Here is a 24,110-nt window from a genome sequence, read left to right on the forward strand (position 1 = left end):
AATGAAAACAAGTTTCCAATATTTTTATCGTTCATCAATGACCTTTATGCCAAAAGCTTTTGAGCCGCTGCACGCGCTTCTTCAGTAATCTGTTCCCCTGCCAACATACGAGCGATTTCTTCTGCACGTTCCTGTTCTTCCATTTTATGAAGAACAGTCACAAAGCGCCCTTCATCATCACTTTCAATCTTTGAAATAAGAAAATGGCTATGCGCTTTTGACGCGACCTGGGGGGCATGCGTAATAGCAAAAACCTGAATCCTTTCCGACAACCGTTGCAACCGTTGCCCAATAGCCGCCGCAACAGCGCCCCCAGCGCCTGTATCAATTTCATCAAAAATCAATGTGGGAGCCGATCCTCGATCCGATAAAACAACTTTTAATGCTAATAAAAAACGAGACAACTCACCGCCAGAAGCCACACTAAACATCGGCCCAGCACGCGTTCCAGGATTTGTTCGCACCCAATATTCAATACGATCACACCCCTCTGCACTTCGCCTTTCAACATCTGTCTGCATTTCAACAATAAATTCCGCCTTTTCTAATTTCAATGCCGGTAACTCAGCCATCACGCTTTCAGATAAATGCTTTGCTATTTCTCGACGCTTTATTGTTAAAGCTTGTGCTAATGTATCATAATCTTTCTTTGCCTGCCCTGCCTCATCTTCAAAACGCGTTAATGTGTTCTGAGCCTCTTCAAAATCAGTAAGTTCAGCATCCATTTTATCGCGTAATTGCACCAACCCATCTGCAGAAACTTGATATTTACGTGCAAAACCACGAAGAGCAAAAAGACGTTCTTCTATCCGTTCCAATTCATCCGGTTCAAAATCCAATGCGCGTATTGCCGCCTCAATGCCTTCTTGTGTGGTTGCAAGGGCATGCAATGCCTCATCAAGTGATTTCACCACCGGTGCAATGAGCTCTTGTGCTTCAGGAATTTTCCGTTCCAAGCGCCTCACCAAATTAGACAACACTGGAATTGGTGATTTTTGACCACTTAAAAGATCATCGGCTTCTTTAATATCCGTCGCTATTTTTTCTAATTTAAGCATATCAGCACGACGAAGAGAAAGAGCCTCCTCTTCTCCCACTTGAAAATCAAGTTTTTCAAGCTCTTCTACACACGCACGAAGATAATCCATCTCGCGCGTTGCATTTTCTACCTTAAGACGCTGTTGTTGCAAACGTTCCTCACATTCACGCCATATTCGATAACATTGGCGCAAATCTTCCACGTCATCTTCAAGCCCACCAAAGGCATCTAATAATTGCCGATGTGTCGCAACATCAACAAGCGCACGATCATCATGTTGTCCATGAATTTCGACCAAGTGACGACCAACACTCCGCATTAAGGAAACACTAGACACTTGATCATTGATAAAGACACGACTCCGTCCATCACTTGACTGCACACGTCGTAAAATAATATCACCCTCATCATCAAGGCCATTCTCACGAATAAGCTGACGCGCAGGGTGTGAAACAGGAACATCAAAAACAGCCGTAACCTGCCCTTGGGTTACACCATGACGCACAAGCGAAGCATCACCCCGCCCCCCCAGAGCCAGTGACAAAGCATCAAGTAAAATGGACTTTCCCGCCCCTGTTTCTCCAGTTAAAACTGTCAATCCCGCTGTAAAATGAATATCGAGCGTTTCGATCAAAACAATATTATGAATCGAAAGCTGTACCAGCATGAGAGAATCAACGAGCCCTCTTCTTATCACCAGCTAAAGCATTTGAGATCCAAGAAGACTTATGCTCATGTGGTGATATTTTATTCTTCTGCAAGAGATTATAAGAAAACTTATACCACTGACTTTTTGGATAGTTACGTCCTAAAATGGCGGCTGCCGTCTGTGCTTCCGCCGTTAAACCAAGAGCAAGATTAACTTCCGTTAAGCGAAAAAGCGCTTCCTCAATTTGATTGGTATCGGAATATTCTTCAACGACGGTACGAAACCGTCTACTTGCAGCAAGATAGCGCCGTCCCTCTTCATAATAACGGCCAATCTGCATTTCTTTACCAGCCAGCTGTTCGCGCCCGAAACGTATTTTATCCTTAGCATCCTTGACATATTCAGAATTTGGATAACGCTCTATAAGAAGCTGCATCGCAGCAATAGCGCGTTTCGTATCCCGTTGATCGCGTGTAACATCAGGAATCCGGCGGAAAGAAGAAAGACCAATAATATAGTACGCATAAGCTGAATCAGTCGACCCTGGATAAAGAGTAATATAGCGTTGAGCCATACTAATTGAATCATCATACTTGCCGAGTCGATAATTTGTAAAAGCCCCCATGACTAAAGATTTACGGCCCCAATCTGTATAAGCATACTGTTTTTCAATCTTCAAGAACTTCTTCGCGGCATCCGCAAGCCGCCCACTTTCAAGGCTAGCCAGTCCCTGATTATAGAGAACATCCGGTGGATCTATTTTTAGAACATAAGCAGATGGATCGAGGGTATTTTTCTCTTTAAAGAGACATCCTGCTAACATACAAGTACTTCCTAAAAGAACTACCCCCAATATCTTGCGTACAATGTCAGATTTTCTATATGCCATATTTCCAATGCACAGATGAGCTTTTTTCATAGTTTTCCGGCCTCCACAGAATATCACCTTGTCGCAAAAACAATTTATTAAGGTTTTTTATACCATATCACTTTAAAATCCACATAACTAATTTAGCAGCTTAGGTCAATCATCCCCTTAAAAATCAAATAAATGATAAACAATCCTATCAATTTTGTTTTACTCTTTCTCTAAAGAGCTTTTTTCGTAATATGATTCGTCTGCCAAAACAGCTTTGACCAATTGTGCATTAATTTTATGTCCACTACAATACGAACGAAATAATCCAATAAAAGGGGCCCCCAGCAAAGCAGTATCACCAATCGCATCAAGCATCTTATGCCGAACATATTCATTCTCCCAATAAGGACCATCGGGATTTAAAATTTCGTCATTAAGGCCAATAACAAGAGAATTTTCTAAAGAAGCGCCTCTCGCCTTTCCAGAAAGCCGTAATTTTTCCACATCTTTGATAAAACCAAAAGTTCGCGCACGCGACAAATCATCTCGAAACCCTTGTGTAGTAAAATCAAAACTGAAATGTTGTCTACCAATAGCAGAAGAAGGAAAAGAGATCGTTATATCAAAACGACGCCCATCAAAGGGTAAAAGCTCTGCAAAACCATGCGCTCCTTCAACACGCAACGGTTTTTTTATAATGAAATAAGAACGGTATGCATTTTGCTGGACAATGCCAGCCTCTTCAAAAGCTTGGCAGTATTGCCATGCGGAACCATCTAAAATAGGAATCTCATTATGAGATACTTCAATAATAAGATTATCCAAATTATAAGCAGCAATGGCAGCCATCAAATGTTCGATTGTTTCAACCCTTACATCGCCCTCTCCAAGCATCGTTGATAACTCAGTTTCTCCCATTTGCGATGCATGGGCTTTAAATATTTTCTCTGTTCCGTCTAATCCACAACGCTTAAAAAGAATACCACATCCAACATCCGCTGGACAAACCCTGATCACCGACAAACAGCCACTGTGAACGCCAATCCCCTTAAATATCACTGCTTTTTTAAGAGTAGACTGATATTTTGGCACTAAATTCATCATATCATTTTATTGAATTACTCTTACATCTTTTGAAACGCGTTATAAAACCATAAAAAAATATTCATAGCAAATAATAAAAAACCGCTTAACGATAAGCGGCTTTTTTTTAAAAACAAAGTATTTTATCAAAAAATAGCAGTATATTTCACTGTATAATTCTTAATTCATCATAAAATAAGTAATAAAATTCCTTACTTTGCTTCATTCTTTATCAATTAATTGGCTTGACGACGTAAAAATGCTGGTATTTCCAACTGATCTTCTTCACTAATAAAAGTACGCTGATCTTGTGGAACCTGAGGATGCAACTCACCAGAACGACGAGGAACATAAACAGAAGCATCTTGAGAAAGCGCCTGAGAGTTTTTACTGTAAACATGAGACTCTTGCTGCTGAGACGATCTTACAGCAGGCTCTAGCCTTGCTTCCGGTTCTGCTTCCTCACGATGTGTCAAACTCTGCTTCAAACGCTGCCAAAGGTTACGAGGACCTTGATCAGTGGTAGATGTTCTTTGACTTTGTCCATGAGCAACAGAAGGAAAATCTTTTAACTCCGGCATACGCATTGGAGCACGTGTTTGCATCTGTTGTACTTGTTTTTGTTGCACTGGCTTTTCTTTTTGCCTCACAACCCCTGTCATCTCATCAAGAACATGCGCTGTTGCCTCCATACTCACGGGAGCTGCCATAGTTTGTTGAGTAGAACGACTTACTTGCATACGTGGACTATTTGATATCTGATCCTGCATAGTATTGGAACCATAAGCAACAGCTTTCGCCGCACTTCGTGTCGTCATTGCTTCTGCAGGCTGTGCAAAAATTTGACTTTTGGGACGAAATTGTTCTCCTGTTGGTTTCCCCTTTTCTATTTCAAGTGATTCGATGACTTCTACCATTGACTCAGAACGCAAGGGCGATGACTGAACATGAAAAGAACTGTGTGGCGTTCCAGAGTCATTCTTACGCATTGAAGAAGTCGGCCTTTGAATCTGAGGCTGAGAGGACGGAACAACATCACTAACCTCACGATCAATACCGGTAGCAACCACAGAAACACGAATAACACCCTCTAATGACTCATCATCAATGGCTCCAAAGATCACATTCGCATCAGCATCCACTTCTTCACGAATACGATTAGCAGCTTCATCAACCTCAAAGAGAGTCATATCGCGACCGCCCGTAATAGAAATCAATAAACCACGCGCCCCACGCATAGAGGTATCATCTAACAACGGGTTCGCAATAGCCGCTTCAGCAGCAGCCAAAGCACGCCCCTCACCAGATGCCTCCCCCGTTCCCATCATGGCTCGACCCATTTCGTGCATAACAGAACGAACATCAGCAAAATCGAGGTTAATTAACCCTTCTTTAATCATCAAATCCGTAATGGAAGCAACACCAGAATAAAGCACTTGGTCAGCCATAGCAAAAGCATCAGCAAATGTTGTCTTATCATTTGCAATACGGAAAAGATTTTGATTGGGAATAACAATCAATGTATCGACAGACTTTTGTAATTCTTCAATACCAGCCTCTGCCGTTTTCATACGACGTGCCCCTTCAAACTGAAATGGCTTTGTCACAACACCAACGGTCAAAATACCTTTTTCACGCGCTGCGCGAGCAACAACGGGAGCGGCCCCTGTTCCAGTTCCTCCCCCCATACCAGCAGTAATAAAAACCATATGAGAGTCTGCAAGATGATCAATAATTTCATCAATACATTCCTCTGCAGCGGCTTGCCCAACTTCCGGTAAAGCCCCAGCACCCAAACCTTCTGTTACAGCTGCTCCAAGCTGGATAACACGTTCAGCCTTTGACATAGCCAAAGCCTGTGCATCCGTATTTGCAACAACAAAGTCAACGCCCTGAAGACCAGCATTAATCATATTATTCACGGCATTTCCGCCACCACCTCCAACACCAAAAACGGTAATGCGTGGCTTCAATTCCGCGATATCTGGCCGATGCAGATTAATCGTCATTTTCTTTTCCTTCTCATAAGACACCGCAAGCCAAAGCGATGCAATTTATCCAACTAGACTTAACTAAAAACTCTCACGCAACCACTGACCAACACGCTGAAAATACCCACGCGTGCCCACCGATAAATGATTTCCTGCCGCCTGCATTGTTTTTTCTTCAAAACCCACCAATTGCGGATAAATTAACAACCCAACAGCAGATGTAAACGCCGCCCCTTTTGCAAGAGAAGGAAGCCTCGAAATCCCTAAAGGCCGCCCGATACGAACATTTCTTCCTAATATAGTACGTGCCACCTCTGACAATCCTGTTAACTGGCTTGCTCCCCCAGTCAAAATAACACGCTTACCAATGATATGACCAAAACCTGAACGATTTAAACAATCACGAACCATTTCTAAAATTTCTTCAACACGTGCACGAATGATGCGTCCAAGAACCGCGCGAGGATATTGCGTTTCACGTTGTTCACTTCCAATTTCCGCTACATTAATCATTTGCCGCTCATCAGCACTTGTTAAAAGTGCTGAACCATAAACGACTTTTAAACGTTCTGCTTCTGTTAGAGACATAGAAAATCCGCGCGCAACATCAAGAGTAACATGATGCCCCCCAACAGCAAGCGCATCCGCATAAACAAATTTTCCCTCAAAAAACACTGAACATGTCGTTGTTCCACCACCAAAATCAATACATGCAGCCCCTAAATGCGCCTCATCGTTCATCAAGGCAGCAAGACCACTTGCAAAGGGAGTAGCAACCATCGCTTCAACACTCAAATGTGCGCGATTAATACATGTTTCCAAATTACGCAAAGAGGCTGTTTCTGCTGTTACCACATGCACATCGGCCCCAAATGTTTCCCCTGCCATGCCAATAGGATCAGAAATTCCTTTATCCCCATCCAAGACATAAGAAACTGGAACTGAGTGCATAATATGACGTTCAGCATCAAAAGCTTTACGCGAAACATCTGAAAAGGCCATACGCATATCACGCTTGGTAACTTCACGACCATTCAAATGGACTTTTCCATGAATTAAAGCACTTTGTAATCGACTTGAGGAAAAATTCACAATTACTGAATCCACCACCAAACCAGCCATTTTTTCTGCCGCATCAACAGCCAAGCGTATTGATTGTTCTGCTGCAAACAGATCCATGACAACACCAGATTTAATCCCACATGAACGCTGTACTCCAAAGCCTAAAATTTCCACAGAATGTGTACGACCATGTAAATAGTGCGCATGCTTTAAAGGACGCAAACAGGCAATAAGACAAACAACCTTACTTGAGCCGACATCAAGAACCGTTAAAAAACGTGTTTTACGCCCCCCCCGATGATGTGATCTAAGCAACATCATGGGTTTCCTACCTTTCGTGCCTTTAAAATACGCTCTTCTTCTGCAACACCAGCATCATAACGCCCCAACGCTTCATCGGATAAAGAAACAGTAATTCGATCAGAAAGACGTAAATCAACACTGAGAATATCGCGCGATAAAAGATCTTGCATTCTACCGGACGAAACAAGAGAGGAAAACCTTTCAAGAGACCCATTTTCAGGCAACATAATGCGCATTCCATTATCTAAAACAAGATCCCAACGCCGATCACCTACCCGCACAAAAGCACGAACATGATCATATACTTGCCGATAGACTGATAATGCTTGAATAAACGCTTTAGCAGCATTTTGTGCACCCTGCCCAACCACAAGAGGCAAATCCCGAACAGTTTCTTCTTTAAAAGGCACAATAACACGCCCTGTATGATCAATAATATCCATCACACCATCATGTTGCCAAATAGCATAAGGTTCACGCTCCACGATAGAAATACGCATTCTATTGGGATAAATCTTCTGAACATTCGCTGATTGAACCCAAGCCTGTTTTTCCAAAAGAGAACGTGCTCTTTCAACGTCAAAAGTGAAAATAGAAGGGGCAATATCAAGTCCTAAAATTTTAAAAATATCTTTACTTGTCAAGCGCTTATTACCGCTTATATCAACATCAACAACCACAAAACCACTATCCGCTATGATCGCATTTACGATCACAGCCATCTGGCCACTGACTGAAAGTCCATAAAAAGTCGTTAGAAAGAAAAACCATACAACAGCAAAAGAGCCGAAATGACGTGGAATATGAACATTGACAAAAACAACTTCAAACATAAACCGAAGAAAACGACGATAAAGACGTGGCAGAGCTGGCACTAACAGCACCTCCATCGGGACATTTGATTTATTAACATTCAACGCATACATGATGCGTCCTCCACCATCCATTGAACAATATCGCCGTAAGTACGACCGCTTGCTTTTGCAATATCAGGAAGAAGGGACGTCGATGTCATACCGGGTTGCGTATTAATTTCAAGCCAAACCAATTCTCCTGTTTTCTCATTAAAACGAAAATCAGAACGGCTAACACCTCGACACCCTATCGCCTGATGGGCTGCTAAAGACATTCTTTGCACACTTTGGTAAATATTTAGTGAAAGTTTTGCAGGACAAATATGGAGAGAACCACCTGTTTTATATTTTGAGTCATAATCGTAGAATGAAAAGGATTGACTGGGAAGAACTTCACACACATCCAACACTGCATTTCCCAAAACAGCACAAGTCAATTCACGACCAGGAATATATTTTTCCACCATCACCTCATCGGCATACCCCCACTCAGATCCCCCGATATTATGCGGCGGTGCAGCTTCATTTTCTTGGACAATGACAACACCAAAACTTGACCCCTCACACACAGGTTTAATAACATAAGGAGGTTCCATAGGATGCGTTTTTCCAACAGAGAAGCGGCTCATGATACGAGAAGGAGCAACCCCAACCCCGACACTGGCAACGATAATTTTTGCACGTCCCTTATCCATGGCCAAAGCAGATGCCATCACACCAGAATGGGTATAAGGAATTTTTAAATATTCAAGAATCCCCTGAATCCGACCATCCTCACCAAATGGACCATGCAATGCATTGAAAGCAATATCGGGCTGCAACCGTTCAAGAACAGAAGCAATATGCGCATCAACATCTACACGGCTCACACGATACCCCTGCGCCTCAAGAACATCAGCACAAGCGGTTCCTGAAGATAAACTTACAGAGCGTTCAGAAGAGAAACCTCCCATTAACACAGCTATATGTTTATCTTTCATAACAAATCACCCTCTTTCGCAATACTATATGTAGTCTATATAAAACACATCTACACCACATACAGAAAAAAACGAAGTTTATCCTTGCGAATCAATAACCTAGCATTTTGCATAATGAATCAGACTCAAAGGCCTGATGCAAGAGGCTCTTTGTTAATTTATTGATTCTTAATAGATTTTTTTCATTATCTCTTTGAAATGACTCTATTTTTTATTTACACTTTTTTAGTGAACAATAAATCAATGAAATGGATCAAAAGGAGCAACCTCTCGACCACACTCAAATTGACCAATTCGTTCTATTTCCCATTGTAAAAGATGAGATGAATGTGCAAAAACACGTGCACGCACTGTTTCGCCCAATGTTTCAAGATCATATCCTGTTGCTTGCCCTGTATTAATCATAAAATTACAGTGCATTTCACTCATTTGAGCACCCCCAATCCGTAAACCACGACACCCTGCTTCATCAATCACACGCCACGCAGATTTATTTTCAGGGTTTTTGAAAGTTGATCCCCCTGTCTTTTCGCGAATAGGTTGCACTGTTTCTCTGTGAAGAGCCACTTCATCCATAGCAGCACGAATATCATCTTTATGACTAGGTTCTCCTTCTAATAACGCAGCCGTAAAGATCAAACCTTCAGGAATATCGCAATGGCGATAAGAATAATGCATATCTTTCAAATTTAAGATATGGCGCTGTCCTTTACGATCCAGTGCATAAACCTCAACAACACGCGCTGCGGTTTCAACACCATTTGCCCCCGCATTCATTTTGAGAGCTCCACCAAGACCACCAGGAATACCATGATAAAAGTGAAAGCCTGCAATTTCTGCCTTTAAAGCGGCAGCAGCTAAATGTTTATCTGCCGTACCAGCACCAACCAAAAAGCCTTTTGAAGAAACTTGTTGAACTTGCCCAAAATTTTTGGGCGAAAGACGAATAACAACCCCAGGAATGCCCCCATCACGTACCAGAAGATTAGAACCGATACCGACAACGGTTACAGGAACAGCTTCAGGTAATTTTTGAAGAAAGAGCGCCAAATCTTCTTCATCAACAGGTTGATAAAAAAGCTCTGCCAACCCGCCCGTGCGAAACCATGTCACTTTACGCATCTCAACATTAGGAGTAAGCTTGCCTCTAATATCACCCAACAGCGGTTGCAATTGCGCTAGTAGCGCCTCACCATCAATGTGCTGAAACTTTATCATGACCATCAAGTCCCGACACCCCCATCAAATCCCGACAACCGATGAGGCAACGCACAAGCCCATTGTGTGATATTACCAGCACCAAGAAAAACAACATAATCTTCTGCCTGAGCAAATTTTGAGACAAGAGACACCACATCTTCCAGACTATGGATCAAGTGCACATCACGATGCCCCGCCATTTTAATATGCTCTACCAATTCTTGCGAACCAAACCCTACGATAGGTTCTTCACCAGCGGCATAAACGGGAGTAATCAGTACGGTATCGGCATCATTAAAACAAGCAGCAAAATCATCGAATAAATGATACAAACGCGAATAACGATGGGGTTGTGCAATGGCAATGACACGCCCCTTTGCACTCTCACGTGCCGCACGCAAAACAGCCTTTATTTCCACAGGGTGATGTCCATAATCATCAAATATTTCAATACCACGCCAACTTCCTGTTCGCGTAAAACGCCGTTTTACGCCACCAAATTCTGCTAAGCCCTTCTTTATCAATTCATTTGAAATGCCAAGCTCATGCGCAATAGCTATCGCTGCTGTTGCATTGGCAACATTATGCTGCCCTGCCATAGGCAAAAGCAGTTTTTTCAACTCAATCTTTCTTCCTGTCTTGCGTGAACGGATAAGAACATCAAAATATGTTTTTTGACCATCCATCAAAAGATTTAAAAAACGAACATCCGCTTGTGGATTGGCACCATAAGTAATCACCCAACGATCATCAATATGGCCTGCCAATGCTTGAACCTCAGGATGATCAAGGCACAAAACAGCAAAACCATAAAAAGGAACATTTTCTACAAATTGTCGAAAAGCCTCACGCACAGCATCAAAACTTCCATAATGATCTAAATGCTCAGCATCAATATTGGTAACAACAGCAATATCAGCAGGCAGCTTCAAAAATGTCCCATCGCTTTCATCGGCTTCAACAATCATCCAATCGCCCTCTCCTGTACGAGAATTCGTACCATAGGCATTAATAATACCACCATTAATCACCACTGGATCAAAACGACCAGCATCAAGAAGCGCTGCAACCATTGATGTGGTCGTTGTTTTACCATGTGTACCACCCACCGCAATTGCGCGCCGAAACCGCATCAGTTCCGCCAGCATTTCTGCACGTCTGACAAGCGGCAAATGTCTTTCTTTTGCAGCAATATACTCAGGATTTGTTTTTTTAACGGCAGTAGAAAAAACAACAACCTCTGCATTTCCTAAATTTTCAGCACAATGACCAATATGAACGTTAATTCCCTTTTTCCGCAAACGCTCAACATTGGCACTCTCAACTTGATCGGACCCTTGAACTTTATAACCAAGATTATAAAAAACCTCCGCAATTCCACTCATACCAATCCCCCCGATCCCAATAAAATGGATAACGCCTATATCAAGTGGCATCTTCATCAAAAAGCTCCTCTTTTATATCTGACAACAATCGCCCGGCAATTAAGGCTTCAGCCATATCAGCAAGGCAACAGGGCGCATAAGGTTGCCCAACTTTTTTTGCAGCAAGCGCTTGTTTTTCCAATAAATGGGGTGTGCAACAAGCTTGTGTTAAAAGAGTAGCAAGTTTTTGCGCACTTAAATCCTTTTCTAAAACAATTTTTGCCCCCCCACACGCGCAAGAAGAGCAGCATTGGCTGCCTGATCATGATCCAAAGCATAGGGATAGGGAATAAGCAAAGCAGGCCGACCAATCACCGCAATTTCACAAACGGATGATGCCCCAGCACGTGATAAAATAAAATGAGACCGCGCCATACGTTCAGCCATATCATCAAAGAAAGATGCAACCTCTGCTTGGACACCCATATCACGATAGGTTTTAATCAATCCTCCAGCTTCACCGCGAACTTGTTGCACAATTCGTAAGCGTTTACGATTTTTATCATCAAGTAAAGCAATCGCCTCTGGAACGATATGTGAAAAAACAGAGGCCCCTTGGCTCCCCCCAAAAATCAAAAAATTAAATGGCTCATCACCTGTAGAAGGTTGATAGGGAATTTCTGCTGCCTTCAGCACAGCCTTACGCACAGGATTCCCCGTCAAAAACGTTTTATGAGCATAAGCACCATGCGGCGACAACAAACCACCAGCGATTGCACGCACAAAAATTGCCAACACCCGATTAGCACGCCCCATAACAGCATTTTGCTCATGAATAAATGTTACACGCCGCATTAAGGCTGCAATAAAAAGAGGAGGAAAGCTAGGATACCCCCCAAAACCACCTACAAGAACAGGACGTAATTTATAAAATAACACCAACGATTGTCCCATGCCCCTTAACAAAGACCAAAATGTTTTTATCAAAGCAAAAGGATGACGTCGTGTAAATGTTGCTGATGAAACAATATGTGTATGCTCTTCATCAAAACTGCGGACAAAAAGTCGCGCTCTTTCATCTGTTATCAGATGAACATCATATCCACGCCCCCTTAATTCAACAGCAAGTGCTTCAGCAGGAAAAAGATGCCCACCTGTACCACCTGCCGCCAAAATAATAACTTTTTTATCATTCATGAAGACGTATCCAAGCTAGAAGAAGAAAAAGCGGAAAGGCGCGCTTCTGGCCAACGACGTGTTAAACTGAGCAAAATTCCCATTGAAAACGCAATCGCCACCATTGATGAACCGCCATAAGAAATAAATGGCAATGTCATGCCTTTGGGAGGAATTAAGTGAAGATTAACGGCCATATTAATGGCTGATTGAAAACCAATCATCATGGCTATGCCTGTAATACCAAGACGCATAAAGGAATCCCGCGTATTCATAGCTATATATAATGAACGCATAACGATAAAGCCAAAAAGCATCATAATTAATAAACAAAGGATAATACCATATTCTTCAGCAGCAACGGAAAATACAAAATCTGTATGGCTATCAGGAATAATACGTTTTACTGTTCCCTCTCCAGGACCTTGTCCAAACCACCCCCCATTTAAAATAGCCTCACGCCCCACATCCACTTGAAAAGTATCTCCCTCACCGGTCAAAAAACCATCGATACGCTCACGCACATGATGGAGAAAAAAATAAGCTAAAATAATTCCTACAGCACCCAAAATGAGAAAGAGGAAAATAACCGTAAGAGGGACACCGGCAATAAAAAACAGCCCCCCCATGTTGCACTTATTAAAAGTGTTTGTCCAATATCAGGCTGTAAAACCAGAAGCACACAACAAATGGCATAAAGTACAATCGCTAACATGTAGCCCCCAATTCCCCTTCGCCGTATCTGTTCTGAAAAAAGCCAAGCAGACATCACTACAAAAGCTGGCTTCATAAACTCTGAAGCTTGTACAGAAAAACCAAAGAGCAAAATCCACCGTCTTGCACCCTTTAATTCAGGACCCAAAAATAAGGTTGCAACCATAAGAGCCAGCGTTACAATGAGCAAAAGAGCACATAGGCGACGAATATTGCGAAGCGAAAAAAAAGAAATGGTTACCATTGTAAAAAATGCTGAAATGCTGAAAATGATATGCCATCGAACAAAATAAAAACTATCAGCAATTCCGATTTTTTTTGCAATAGTGGGACTAGCAGCAAAAGACAGCATAATGCCAATCCCCATTAAAATTAAACAAGCTGCAAAGATAGAGCGATCAATCGTCCACCACCAATTAGCAATTGGATCCCTATCTGCACGCGTAATCATTTATATCCACCTTATCCGTTTTATAAATTGTCTCAAAGTGATAAGGTTCCCCAACCTGTTTAACAAACACTTTAGAAATTAAATTATACAAAAAAAGATTCTGGAATCTTAACGCAAAAGTGTTTTTTTATAATTGGCCCTTCTTTTTATTGTAACTGCATCACCAAAGAGATAAATGCTTCTCCCCGTACTTCATAATTTTTAAATTGGTCATAACTTGCACAAGCAGGTGATAAAAGAACCACCGCCTCCTTTGCCCTACAACCCATGGCATCAATAGCAGCTTCACGCACTGCATTTTCCAAAGTTAAGCTTATAGAAAAGGGAAAAGAAGATCCAATAATATGAGCAAACTCTTCCGCTGCACTCCCAATAAAATAAGCTTTACGAATTTTAGGAAAAAATTCTTTAAGAGACTCAATTCCTCCCTTTTTTGCTAATCCCCCAACAATCCAAAAAATATCATTAAAGGCGCAAAGTGCAGGCGCTGTTGCATCTGCATTCGTCGCCTTGCTATCATTGATAAACAAAACCGCTCCCATTTTACGCACCTGCTGCATACGGTGGGGCAATCCTTTATAGCTTGCTAAATGCTTGCTTATACAAGGATCGGTTATTTTTAAAGCCTGCAACGTTGCCAAGGCCATAAGAGCATTTTGTGCATTATGACCTCCACGCAAAGCAGCCATAGAAGCAAGATCTGCAAGCATATGCTGCTGTCCTTGATGAACAGAAAAGAGCTTAGTGCCCTCCGCATAAAAACCATTTTCAACAAAATGACCCTTGGAAATGGCCTCAATTTTATGCCCCTCGTAAAGCAATTGTTGATACAAAGTCTCACAAGCTGCATCATCAACTGAAATAAAAGCCTGAGAAGCCTGAGAAATCAGATGCCTTTTGGTTTGCACATAAGAAGCAAAACTTCCATGGCGATCAATATGATCAGGTGTCAAATTCAATAAAAGCCCAATGGTTGGCTGAAGAGAGGGAGTAAGATCAATTTGAAACGATGAACATTCAATCACATAGATACGTTTTTTAACAAAGGGCTTAAGCGTCAATATCGCCTGTCCAATATTTCCTCCCATCTGCACATCATACCCCATTTTTTCCAACAAATGGGTAAGCAAAGCCGTTGTTGTCGACTTTCCATTCGTCCCCGTAATTGCAATAAAAGGAACATCCTCATCACAAAAACCAGAATGCTGTAAAAAATGACGGCGTGCACGAACAAACAGTTCAATATCACCGATAATTTCTATATTTTCTTGACGTGCTTTTTCAACGACCCAATGGGGTTTCGGATAATTTAAAGGAACACCAGGGGCGAGAATCAAGGCAACAAATTCTGACCAATCCTCATCATGAAGATCTCTTGTTGGAATATTTTGCCAAAAAGCTTCTTGCACGCTTGCAGGATTATCATCCCATGCAATCACTTCCGCACCACCACGCATCAATGCTTGTGCCGTTGCTAATCCAGACTTGCCTAATCCAAACAGAGCAACTTTTCTCCCCTTATAACATGCAACAGAAATCAAAATCTCACCGCAATTTAAGTGTTGAAAGACCAATGAGAGCAAGAACAATTGAAATAATCCAAAAGCGTATCACCACTTGGCTTTCAGTCCAGCCTTTTTTCTCAAAATGATGATGGATCGGTGCCATAAGAAACACGCGTTTTCTTGTCAATTTGAAATAACCAACCTGAATAACGACCGAAAAAGCTTCCACAACAAAAAGCCCTCCAATAAGAGCCAAAACAATTTCATGCTTCGTAGCAACCGCAACAGTCCCCAATAATCCCCCAAGAGCCAACGAGCCGGTATCTCCCATAAAAATAGCTGCAGGCGGTGCATTAAACCATAAAAAGCCAAGCCCTGCTCCAACAACAGCGCCCAATAAAACAGCCAGCTCACCTGTTCCCGATACATAGTGTATTTGCAGATAATCAGCAAAATTCATATTACCACAAAGATAAGCAATCAGAGCAAAAGATAAAGCTGCAACCATCACAGGAACAATAGCAAGCCCATCCAGCCCATCCGTCACATTAACCGCATTCCCCGTCGCGACAATGACAAAAGCAGAAAAAGGAATAAAAAACCAGCCCAAATTAATAAGATAATCTTTTAAAAAAGGCAAAGCGAATCCCGATGAACCAATTTGCAAGATGACAAAAGCCGCAATTGCTGCAACAATAAACTCCAAGCTTAACCGTGCCTTCCCAGAAAATCCTTTCTCTGTTTGTTTTGTCACCTTAAGATAATCGTCATAAAATCCAATTGCTCCAAAAGAAAGCATAACCAAGAGCGATACCCAAAAGTAAATATTCGATAAATTACACCACAAAAATGCCGATACCATAATGCCGGTCAAAATCATTAATCCACCCATTGTAGGTGTTCCAGCCTTTTTAAAATGCGTTTGAGGACCATCGGCACGAATGGGTTGCCCTTTGCCTTGCCGCAATTTAAGAGACGCAATGATGCTAGGTCCAAACAAAAACACAATAAGCCCCGATGTCAGCATCGCTGCTATCGTGCGAAAAGTAATGTAACGGAAAACATTCACACCTGGAAGCCAATCACTAAACGAAGAAAAAAACAGCATCATGGGAGAAAAAAACCTCTTAAAACTAGGAAGAAACCGCTTTATAGCGATCAAGTAATGCCGTCACAATATTTGATGAACAAAGACTATTGGATGATTTAATCATCAAGAGATCCCCAGGAGAAATTTCTGTCAAAAGAAGCGGTAAAATTTTCTCAATATTTTCAGCATAATAAACCTTAACATCAGCCGATAAATCATTGACTAAAGACTTCATCGCCTCACCAAATAAAAAAACGGGATTAGCACCAGAAAGACGTATGGGCTTTATTAAATCACGATGAAGTTTTTCACTATACGCCCCTAACTCGAGCATATCTCCTAAAATAGCAATTCGCCGTCCCCCTTCCCCAACGGGTCCTTTTGCGAGAAGCTCAAGAGCAGCCCGCATAGAGGCGGGATTAGCATTATAGCTTTCATCAATGAGATAAAATTCACCCCCATTCGATAAAGACAACCGATAACAAATGCCCCGCCCCTTTTGAGAAGAAAAATGGCTTAAAGAAAGCAAAACAGGCTCTAAATCAACCCCCATAGCATCACAAGCCGCAATAACCCCTAAACTATTTTGCACAATATGGCGTCCAGGAGCACCAATTTTGACCTCCCTATCCTCTCCTCCAATGTGCACCATCATAGAAGAACGATCAGTTAAAAGACGTATATCCCGCGCCTGATAATCAGCATTTTCACTCTCACCAAAGCTTAAGACCTTTTTCACACCGCAGTTCTTTGCTTTTTGAACAAGATAAGAAAAAAAAGCACTATCCGCATTTAAAATGGCCATGCCTTCCTCATCCAATCCTTCAAAAATTTCAGCTTTTGCCTCTGCTATTTCTTCAAGATCTTTGAAAAAACCCATATGTCCTGCACAAATATGCATAATGAGAACAACATGTGGACAAACCAATTTGACCAACGGGCGAATTTCATCCTTATGATTCATGCCAATTTCAAAAATACCAAAATCACTCTCCATCGGCATCCGCGCTAACGTAAGCGGAACCCCCCAGCAATTATTGAAAGAAGCAAGATTCGCATGAACGTTTCCAGCCGTCGTTAGTACTTGTTTCAAAGCTTCTTTTGTTGTTGTTTTTCCCACCGATCCTGTTATCGCTATAATTCTAGCTCTTGAACGTTTGCGTGCAGCCTTCCCAAGTTTTTCTAGGGCTTGCAAAACATCAGGAACAACAATGAGTGGAGCCGATATCTTTTCCATATCAGCCAAACGATGTTCCGCAACGATAAGAACGCCTGCACCTCTTGCATAAGCTTGCGCAGCAAAATCATGACCATCAAGATGATGCCCCTTAATGCAGAAAAAAATATCGCCTTCCGCAAGAGTACGGCTATCAATGGAAACTCCAGGAAAAGTTTCTGGCAGGTTTCCTATTACAATACCATCAATGGCCGCCACAAGTGCTTGTCTATTCCATAAAACTGTCATCTCTTTTGGCCCTCTAGAGCTTCTATCACTTTCAGACGATCTGAAAAAGGATACGTTGTCTGCCCTATAATTTGGCCATCTTCATGACCTTTTCCAGCAATGATGAGTGTATCACCAGTTTTCAAAAGCCCTACCGCATAAGAAATAGCTTCACCGCGATCTGCTATCTCTATGGCTGTTGGTACCGCCTGTAAAATATCCTTGCGTATTTTTTCTGGCATTTCTGTGCGCGGATTATCATCTGTTACAATAACAATATCTGCTTTATCCGCTGCAATTTTTCCCATCAAAGCTCTTTTTCCTTGATCTCGATCCCCTCCACAACCAAAAACAACAAGTAAACGCCCTTGCGTAAAGGGACGAACAGAAAGCAAAACCTGCTCCAAAGCTTCTGGTTTATGGGCATAATCAATATAAACAGGCGCATTATTTTCTGCTTTTCCAACAAATTCTAATCGACCAGGGGCCCCCTGCAAAGTTTCAAGCGCACTAAAGACCTTATCAGGAGAGACACCCGTTACAATGGCCAGTCCTGCCGCCACAAGAGCATTGGCCACCTGAAAATCTCCAGCTAAAGGTAAATCAAATGTATAAATCTTATTTTCTACACGACACTCAATACACTGTTTTGTGCGTTGATGTTCAACACGATTAATTGTGATAAATTGCCCCTTACGACCAACTGTCAAGACATGGCGGCGCGCTTTTCTAACTGCATCAATAACCTTTTGTGAATAGACATCATCAGCAAAAATCACAGCAGGAGCAGAGACAGGTAACAGTGTATCAAACAACCTCATTTTAGCGCGTAAATAATCCTCTACAGAACTGTGATAATCCATGTGATCTCGCCCTAAGTTGGTAAAAGCACCAGCCGTTAAACGAACGCCATCAAGACGTGCTTGATCAAGCCCATGTGAAGAAGCCTCAAGAGCTGCATGAGTCACACCTTCATGAGAAATTTCACAAAGAAGACGGTGCAAGACAACCGGATCAGGTGTTGTAAGAGAACCATAATCATTCCGATGAGGTGAAACAACACCAACTGTTCCTATACTCGCCGCACACAATCCAACATGAGTCCAAATTTGCCGAATAAAAGAGACAACAGATGTTTTACCACTTGTCCCTGTTACAGCAACAACCGTTTCAGGCTGAGAACCGTAAAAACGTGCCGCTGCCAACGCGAGACTATGACGAATATTAGCAACACGTAAAAAAGGAATAGATAAATCCTCAAGAACAGCCTGACAATCAGTAACAATAGCGCATGCGCCACGCTTTATTGCATCATGGATATAGTTTCTTCCATCTCCTTGTTTTCCTTGAATAGCGACAAAAACATAACCCGGCAAGATTTGCCGAGAATCTGCACTGATTCCTGTTATTTTCATTGAAGAAAGCTTCTGATCTTCAAGAGATTCTGTAAAAACTGTTCCAAACAACATAACGACACACCTTTATCTTCATTTTACCGTTGTGTAACGAAATTTGAGTGACTCTCTTTACTTAAAAGAGGCTCATATTCTTTTTTAAAATCGGGCTTTACACCAAGAAAACTCGCTGAGCGACGAATAATATTAGCAAGCATTGGTGCAGCATTCATCCCTGCTGTTGCGGAATTTTTTCCGTCCTCTGGCTTAGGTTCATCAATAATTGTTAAAACAACATAAGCAGGATCATCAATCGGAAAAGCAGCTAGAAAACTATTGAAATTTTTTGTTTTAGAATATTTTCCATTTTCAACTTTCTCAGCTGTTCCTGTTTTTCCGCCCACCCGATAGCCTTCCACTTTTGCATTACGCCCAGAACCAATATTACTATTTAATTGATAAAGGTAACGCATATTTTGACTTGTTTTGGCCTGCAAAACCTGTTTGGCATGATGCAAAGTTTGTTCTTTTGTCCGTTTTAAAAATGTCGGTGCAATCAACCAACCTCCATTCATTAAAGCAGCAGCCCCAACGGCTGTTTGCAAGGGTGTTGTTGCCATACCATGTCCAAAAGAAATTGTCATAGAATTAATATCCTTCCAATGATGGGGGACGATAGGATGGGCAATTTCAGGCAACTCTGTTGTAAGACGATCCAAAAGCCCCAGTTTTTTTAAAAAACTACGATGTTTATCAATCCCTATCGCTAACGCCTCTTTAGCAGAACCAATATTGGAAGAATAAATAAAAACCTCCCATAATGTTAAAGGACGACTTTTTCCATGAAAATCATGAATCGTATAGCCACTACTTGCTTTTATGGGTTTTGAAGCATCAATAATACTGTTTAAATGAAAAAGACCGGAATCAAGAGCCATAGCGGTCGTAAAACTTTTAATAATTGATCCCATTTCAAAAGCTCCAGCCGTCATTCGATTTAAACGATCACTTTTTAATGCTTCAGTAGGATTTTCAGGATCAAAATCTGGAAGTGATGCCAAAGCCAAAACTTCCCCTGTATGTATATTTAAAATAACAGCGCCTGCAGCAATTGCCTTATAACGCTTCATAGCTTGAATAAGTTCATCATGAACAATTGCCTGAACACGCACATCAATAGAAAGCTGAACTTGTTTTAATGATTCTTCCACGGCAAGACCAGCAGCACGCAAAGCGCTCAATCCCGTATCATCAATATATTTTTCCATACCTGCAATGCCCTGATTATCTACATTGACCATGCCGAGAATATGAGAAGTTATAGGCCCATCCGGATAAAAACGACGAATTTCAGTCCGAAAACCAATACCTGGAATACCAAGAGCCATAATCTGCGCCTTCTGCATGGGTGTTAACCCACGCTGTATCCAAGAAAAAGCCGTTTTTCTTTTTAAGCGCTTATAGGTTTCCTGCCAATTAAGATCAGATAAAACTGTGGAGAGTAATTCAATTGTTTCATCCACATCAATAATACGTCGTGGCTCAGCAAAAAGAGAATAAGTTTTAATATCTGTTGCCAATAAACGACCCTTCCGATCCACAATATTAGGCCGTGCCGTCAATTGAGGAACGCTTGGCCCTTTTGCTTCTTCGATCTGTCCTCCTTCCAGTCCGTAAGAAATCAAGCAAACTCCCATAATGCCATATAAAATTAAAAAACAGAACAATGAAAAAAGCAAACGGGGACGACTAGAAGAAGAACTACGAATAGAAACATTATGATTATTCAACGAATTCTTTAAGTGCTTTTTCTTCTGTGAGAATAAAAAGGTCAATTTCATCGCTGTGCGCCTTTTTGAACAACACCTTTGACTTGAGAAGCCCGATTATTGACCAAAATATCCGGATTATCTTCCAAGATATTTTGTTTAATCACTTTTTCAATTGGATCATGTATCGGTACCGGAATATCCTTAAATTCCACGATTTGACGTGGCTGTATAACCTCTAACCCAAGTTCTTTTTGATAACGTTTCGCAAGTTTTTGCATGCGTGAAGGCTTTATCATCACCGCCCATTCTGCATGAAGCAAACGCAGCGTATTTTTTGCTGCAGTAATTTCATGTTCAAGATGACGAACCTCGCTCATTCGTTTTTGAACATCGTACTTTACCTTATAAGTAAAACCTGCCATACAAATCATAATCATCACTAAAATCATATCAAATGTACGGAAAACTGTCATTTCTTGCCACCTTCAAAACCGGCAATTTCTGCTAAACCAAACAATTTCATATCTTCCCCAAGAGCCTCTGCGTCAGTTCGTACCCCCATACGCAATCTTGCAGAACGTGAACGAGGATTTTGCTGTAACTCCTCTTTATTTGCCGTTATTCCCCCTTTAAACAAAGGAAAAAATGTTGCTGGAGAATGCTTTATTTCAGGCAAATAACGTGATCTCACACATTCTCCAGAACGCGCTGAAAAAAATCTTTTGACCATACGATCTTCAAGAGAATGAAAACTGACAACCCCTAAACGGCCTCCTGCTTTTAAAACGCGTTCAGCAGCAAATAAACCACGTGCTAATTCACCAATTTCATCATTAACATAGATACGAAGAGCCTGAAACACACGTGTTGCAGGATGAATACGGTCCCCTGGCTTACGCCCTACCAAGGCTTCGATAGCATAAGCCAAATCACCTGTCCGCAAGAAAGGCTGAACAACACGACGCTTTTCAATCATCCGTGCAATTCGCCCTGCATAACGCTCTTCTCCTAATATCTTAAAAACCCGCGCTAAATCCCTCGTCTTTAAATGATTTACCACATCGCTGGCTGTAAAACCCGTCTGAGCCATTCGCATATCCAATGGACCATCTTTTTGAAAGGAAAAGCCTCTTTCTGCTTCATCAAGCTGCATTGAAGAGACACCAATATCCAAAATAACCGCATCAACTTTCTCTTCAACGACACGATCAAGTTGTGAAAATTCCATATGGACCAAACGAAGCCGTGGAAAAAATTCATCAACAAGCGCTTGCCCCGCACCAATAGCATGAGGATCACGATCAAGAGCAATCACCTGTGCCCCTGCCTTTAACAAAGCGCGCGTATAACCACCAGCACCAAAGGTGCCATCAATCACTTTTGCTCCCCCCAATGGCATAAGCCCAGCCAAAACTGGCTGCAACAACACTGGAATATGGCGTTCAGCTCTTTGATCCTGTTTTGTCAAAATAATCCGTCTTGAAGTTATGCTGTTTCAAATCAACAGCTCTCTCATAGCAACCGATATCAGAATAACCCAAACCTTAACTTTCATATTAATCACTATGAACGAAAAAAGCTAACGTTATTCCAAGACAAATCCTAGCGTATTATACTTAAAAAAATGTTATAATTTTTTAAAATGCTCTTTATTCAAGTGTCTATTTCAAAAAACAAACTCCATAAAAACCCATATCTCTTTGATTTTATAAAAGACCGTGCAGCACCATGAAATATCAGTCGGCCTATAAGCCGGGTTCTGTATAGTAAAGCTTATGCTTTACATGGCAACCATTCATCTAGGACGGATGTTACCATCCGCCTCATGCAACCTACCCGAATGACTCGCCCGGAAATCGGCTGCAAATTAAATCTTGCACGTCATTTCTATTTGGTCTTGCTCCCGGTGGGGTTTACCTTGCCACATTCATTACTGAATGCGCGGTGGGCTCTTACTCCACCCTTTCACCCTTACCTATAAAAATAGGCGGTTTACTTTCTGTGGCACTTTCCCTAGGGTCACCCCCGCCGGGTGTTACCCGGCACCGTCTTTCCATGGAGCCCGGACTTTCCTCACCTGCCGCTTTTCAGCATTGGACAGGCGCGGTTGCCCAGCCGACTGACACATTAACTTATAAAACACTTTTTGCTTCGTGAAAATAGCATCTTAAAATATTTTATAGCCAATTTCTTTTAAAAAAACGTTTTTATTTTAACGAAGCCAAATACATTTTTACTTTTTTGCAATATTTCGCCGAAATGGCATTCATTTTTTTTGCAGCATGACCTGCATTATATTTAAGGATTGTACCACACGTACTTCCACCACTAAGTTTATAGGCCCGTGCCAAATAACGCATACCATATTCAAGATTGGTTTCAGGATCGTACAAATCTTGTACAGAACCACTAAAGCCTAAGCCTCGTGCCGTAGAGGGTTTTATTTGCATCAAACCTATTTCGCCTGCTGCTCCTTTGATGCGAGCTTTATAATTACTTTCAACTTTTACAACAGCATGTGCTAAATTAACCGGAACATTATGCTTAGTTGCAAATTTCTTAATAAGAAACTCATAAGGACGAGCAGATTTCTTAGAAGCAACAATTTCTGGATTTTCTTTTGATTCCACAATATTTAAGGCACTATGAGTCCAGTTTATATCAAAGATAAAAAATACAGCACACGCTGTATTTAAAAAGATTTTCAAAAATTGCATTTTCTTTCTCTTCACAAAATTCTCAAATTCTATCTGCAAATAGTTTGCAAGCGTATTGTACACAAAAAGAAAGCAAAAGAACGGCTTGAAAAAGGAAATACTAAGACAATTTCAAGATAAAACCCTGCATTAAAAGAAAATATCTTTATGCACAAATTATAGATTGCTCTATATCATAAATTAAAAAAAAATAAAGAAACTATAGCTAATCTTATAGTATATTAAATAAAATGATATACTCTATATATTTCTTTTATTGAGCGTGTATCATTAAATCTTTATATTTAATTTAAAGAGATATAATATTTTTTACGAACGATGATTGAATTCTTTATTGAATTCAATTCCACAAAGCAATGAGAGACAAGGCAATCTTTACTGAAGACCCTCGATATCACAAAAGTTTCACAAAAAATAAAAACCGTTGTCAATGTTCCTCACGCGCTAATAAACGCCCCCAACA

At 41.3% G+C, this 24,110-nt stretch carries 17 protein-coding genes, 1 other RNA gene and 2 pseudogenes; all 20 read right to left on the reverse strand.

Translation table 11 applies throughout. The annotated features are described in order from the left end of the window. Nucleotides 1-44: 44 nt before the first annotated feature. Nucleotides 45-1,706: a DNA repair protein RecN gene (recN, locus tag AC6ER9_RS00510; RefSeq protein WP_497074536.1), complete on the reverse strand. Its 1,662-nt coding sequence runs from the start codon at nt 1,704-1,706 to the stop codon at nt 45-47. Between the two features lie 7 nt (nt 1,707-1,713). Next, nucleotides 1,714-2,607: an outer membrane protein assembly factor BamD gene (locus AC6ER9_RS00515; RefSeq protein WP_497074537.1), complete on the reverse strand. Its 894-nt coding sequence runs from the start codon at nt 2,605-2,607 to the stop codon at nt 1,714-1,716. 159 nt (nt 2,608-2,766) lie between these two features. Next, on the reverse strand, nt 2,767-3,651 hold the full coding sequence (gene lpxC, locus AC6ER9_RS00520) for a UDP-3-O-acyl-N-acetylglucosamine deacetylase (protein WP_497074538.1): 885 nt from the start codon (nt 3,649-3,651) through the stop codon (nt 2,767-2,769). Between the two features lie 215 nt (nt 3,652-3,866). After that, nucleotides 3,867-5,639, reverse strand: coding sequence for a cell division protein FtsZ (gene ftsZ, locus AC6ER9_RS00525; RefSeq protein WP_497074539.1), 1,773 nt, complete (start codon nt 5,637-5,639; stop codon nt 3,867-3,869). A gap of 63 nt (nt 5,640-5,702) precedes the next feature. Further along, on the reverse strand, nt 5,703-7,004 hold the full coding sequence (ftsA, locus tag AC6ER9_RS00530) for a cell division protein FtsA (protein WP_497074540.1): 1,302 nt from the start codon (nt 7,002-7,004) through the stop codon (nt 5,703-5,705). Continuing rightward, nucleotides 7,001-7,912: a cell division protein FtsQ/DivIB gene (locus AC6ER9_RS00535; RefSeq protein ID WP_497074541.1), complete on the reverse strand. Its 912-nt coding sequence runs from the start codon at nt 7,910-7,912 to the stop codon at nt 7,001-7,003. Before AC6ER9_RS00535 ends, ftsA begins: the two co-directional genes overlap by 4 nt. Further along, on the reverse strand, nt 7,900-8,820 hold the full coding sequence (locus AC6ER9_RS00540) for a D-alanine--D-alanine ligase (protein WP_497074542.1): 921 nt from the start codon (nt 8,818-8,820) through the stop codon (nt 7,900-7,902). The genes AC6ER9_RS00535 and AC6ER9_RS00540 overlap by 13 nt, the downstream gene beginning before the upstream one ends. 240 nt (nt 8,821-9,060) lie before the next feature. Continuing rightward, nucleotides 9,061-10,038, reverse strand: a complete 978-nt coding sequence (murB, locus tag AC6ER9_RS00545; RefSeq protein ID WP_497075241.1) for a UDP-N-acetylmuramate dehydrogenase — start codon at nt 10,036-10,038, stop codon at nt 9,061-9,063. A gap of 5 nt (nt 10,039-10,043) precedes the next feature. Then, a complete protein-coding gene (murC, locus tag AC6ER9_RS00550; protein WP_497074543.1) occupies nt 10,044-11,462 on the reverse strand; it encodes a UDP-N-acetylmuramate--L-alanine ligase in 1,419 nt (472 codons plus the stop codon). Then, nucleotides 11,446-12,581 (reverse strand): annotated as a pseudogene (locus tag AC6ER9_RS00555) (UDP-N-acetylglucosamine--N-acetylmuramyl-(pentapeptide) pyrophosphoryl-undecaprenol N-acetylglucosamine transferase). Before AC6ER9_RS00555 ends, murC begins: the two are co-directional and overlap by 17 nt. After that, nucleotides 12,578-13,725: pseudogene (locus AC6ER9_RS00560) on the reverse strand (FtsW/RodA/SpoVE family cell cycle protein). The pseudogenes AC6ER9_RS00555 and AC6ER9_RS00560 overlap by 4 nt, the downstream one beginning before the upstream one ends. A gap of 146 nt (nt 13,726-13,871) precedes the next feature. Continuing rightward, entirely contained in the window at nt 13,872-15,266 is a 1,395-nt protein-coding gene (gene murD, locus AC6ER9_RS00565; RefSeq protein WP_497074544.1) for a UDP-N-acetylmuramoyl-L-alanine--D-glutamate ligase, read from the reverse strand. Nucleotides 15,267-15,270: 4 nt separating this feature from the next. After that, the gene (gene mraY / locus AC6ER9_RS00570; RefSeq protein ID WP_497074545.1) at nt 15,271-16,341 is read right to left on the reverse strand and encodes a phospho-N-acetylmuramoyl-pentapeptide-transferase; all 1,071 of its coding nucleotides are present in this window, start codon (nt 16,339-16,341) and stop codon (nt 15,271-15,273) included. Between the two features lie 22 nt (nt 16,342-16,363). Then, nucleotides 16,364-17,785 (reverse strand): UDP-N-acetylmuramoyl-tripeptide--D-alanyl-D-alanine ligase, encoded by a 1,422-nt coding sequence (locus AC6ER9_RS00575; RefSeq protein WP_497074546.1) that lies wholly within the window; start codon nt 17,783-17,785, stop codon nt 16,364-16,366. Beyond that, nucleotides 17,782-19,233 carry a UDP-N-acetylmuramoyl-L-alanyl-D-glutamate--2,6-diaminopimelate ligase gene (locus tag AC6ER9_RS00580; protein WP_497074547.1) on the reverse strand — a complete coding sequence of 484 codons (1,452 nt, stop codon included), beginning with the start codon at nt 19,231-19,233 and terminating at the stop codon, nt 17,782-17,784. The genes AC6ER9_RS00575 and AC6ER9_RS00580 overlap by 4 nt, the downstream gene beginning before the upstream one ends. A 23-nt stretch (nt 19,234-19,256) precedes the next feature. Next, the gene (locus tag AC6ER9_RS00585) at nt 19,257-20,999 is read right to left on the reverse strand and encodes a peptidoglycan D,D-transpeptidase FtsI family protein (protein WP_497074548.1); all 1,743 of its coding nucleotides are present in this window, start codon (nt 20,997-20,999) and stop codon (nt 19,257-19,259) included. Then, on the reverse strand, nt 20,996-21,403 hold the full coding sequence (ftsL, locus tag AC6ER9_RS00590; protein WP_497074549.1) for a cell division protein FtsL: 408 nt from the start codon (nt 21,401-21,403) through the stop codon (nt 20,996-20,998). The genes AC6ER9_RS00585 and ftsL overlap by 4 nt, the downstream gene beginning before the upstream one ends. After that, a complete protein-coding gene (gene rsmH / locus AC6ER9_RS00595; RefSeq protein ID WP_497074550.1) occupies nt 21,400-22,398 on the reverse strand; it encodes a 16S rRNA (cytosine(1402)-N(4))-methyltransferase RsmH in 999 nt (332 codons plus the stop codon). Before rsmH ends, ftsL begins: the two co-directional genes overlap by 4 nt. Before the next feature lie 264 nt (nt 22,399-22,662). Next, an RNA gene (gene rnpB, locus AC6ER9_RS00600) (RNase P RNA component class A) lies at nt 22,663-23,053 on the reverse strand. Between the two features lie 84 nt (nt 23,054-23,137). After that, complete coding sequence (locus AC6ER9_RS00605; protein ID WP_497074551.1) at nt 23,138-23,647, reverse strand: lytic transglycosylase domain-containing protein; 510 nt, start codon at nt 23,645-23,647, stop codon at nt 23,138-23,140. Between the last annotated feature and the right edge of the window lie 463 nt (nt 23,648-24,110).

It is taken from the genome of Bartonella sp. SL317, from assembly GCF_059687655.1.

Excerpts from the sequence above, each read along its gene's own strand:
- ftsA (WP_497074540.1), bottom strand. The coding sequence starts at position 7,004 with ATGATGTTGCTTAGATCACATCATCGGGGGGGGCGTAAAACACGTTTT.
- AC6ER9_RS00535 (WP_497074541.1), bottom strand. The coding sequence starts at position 7,912 with ATGTATGCGTTGAATGTTAATAAATCAAATGTCCCGATGGAGGTGCTG.
- lpxC (WP_497074538.1), bottom strand. The coding sequence starts at position 3,651 with ATGATGAATTTAGTGCCAAAATATCAGTCTACTCTTAAAAAAGCAGTG.
- AC6ER9_RS00605 (WP_497074551.1), bottom strand. The coding sequence starts at position 23,647 with ATGCAATTTTTGAAAATCTTTTTAAATACAGCGTGTGCTGTATTTTTT.
- AC6ER9_RS00515 (WP_497074537.1), bottom strand. The coding sequence starts at position 2,607 with ATGAAAAAAGCTCATCTGTGCATTGGAAATATGGCATATAGAAAATCT.
- recN (WP_497074536.1), bottom strand. The coding sequence starts at position 1,706 with ATGCTGGTACAGCTTTCGATTCATAATATTGTTTTGATCGAAACGCTC.
- ftsL (WP_497074549.1), bottom strand. The coding sequence starts at position 21,403 with ATGACAGTTTTCCGTACATTTGATATGATTTTAGTGATGATTATGATT.
- AC6ER9_RS00575 (WP_497074546.1), bottom strand. The coding sequence starts at position 17,785 with ATGACAGTTTTATGGAATAGACAAGCACTTGTGGCGGCCATTGATGGT.
- AC6ER9_RS00585 (WP_497074548.1), bottom strand. The coding sequence starts at position 20,999 with ATGAAATTGACCTTTTTATTCTCACAGAAGAAAAAGCACTTAAAGAAT.
- mraY (WP_497074545.1), bottom strand. The coding sequence starts at position 16,341 with ATGATGCTGTTTTTTTCTTCGTTTAGTGATTGGCTTCCAGGTGTGAAT.
- AC6ER9_RS00580 (WP_497074547.1), bottom strand. The coding sequence starts at position 19,233 with ATGTTGTTTGGAACAGTTTTTACAGAATCTCTTGAAGATCAGAAGCTT.
- ftsZ (WP_497074539.1), bottom strand. The coding sequence starts at position 5,639 with ATGACGATTAATCTGCATCGGCCAGATATCGCGGAATTGAAGCCACGC.
- AC6ER9_RS00540 (WP_497074542.1), bottom strand. The coding sequence starts at position 8,820 with ATGAAAGATAAACATATAGCTGTGTTAATGGGAGGTTTCTCTTCTGAA.
- murC (WP_497074543.1), bottom strand. The coding sequence starts at position 11,462 with ATGAAGATGCCACTTGATATAGGCGTTATCCATTTTATTGGGATCGGG.
- murB (WP_497075241.1), bottom strand. The coding sequence starts at position 10,038 with ATGATAAAGTTTCAGCACATTGATGGTGAGGCGCTACTAGCGCAATTG.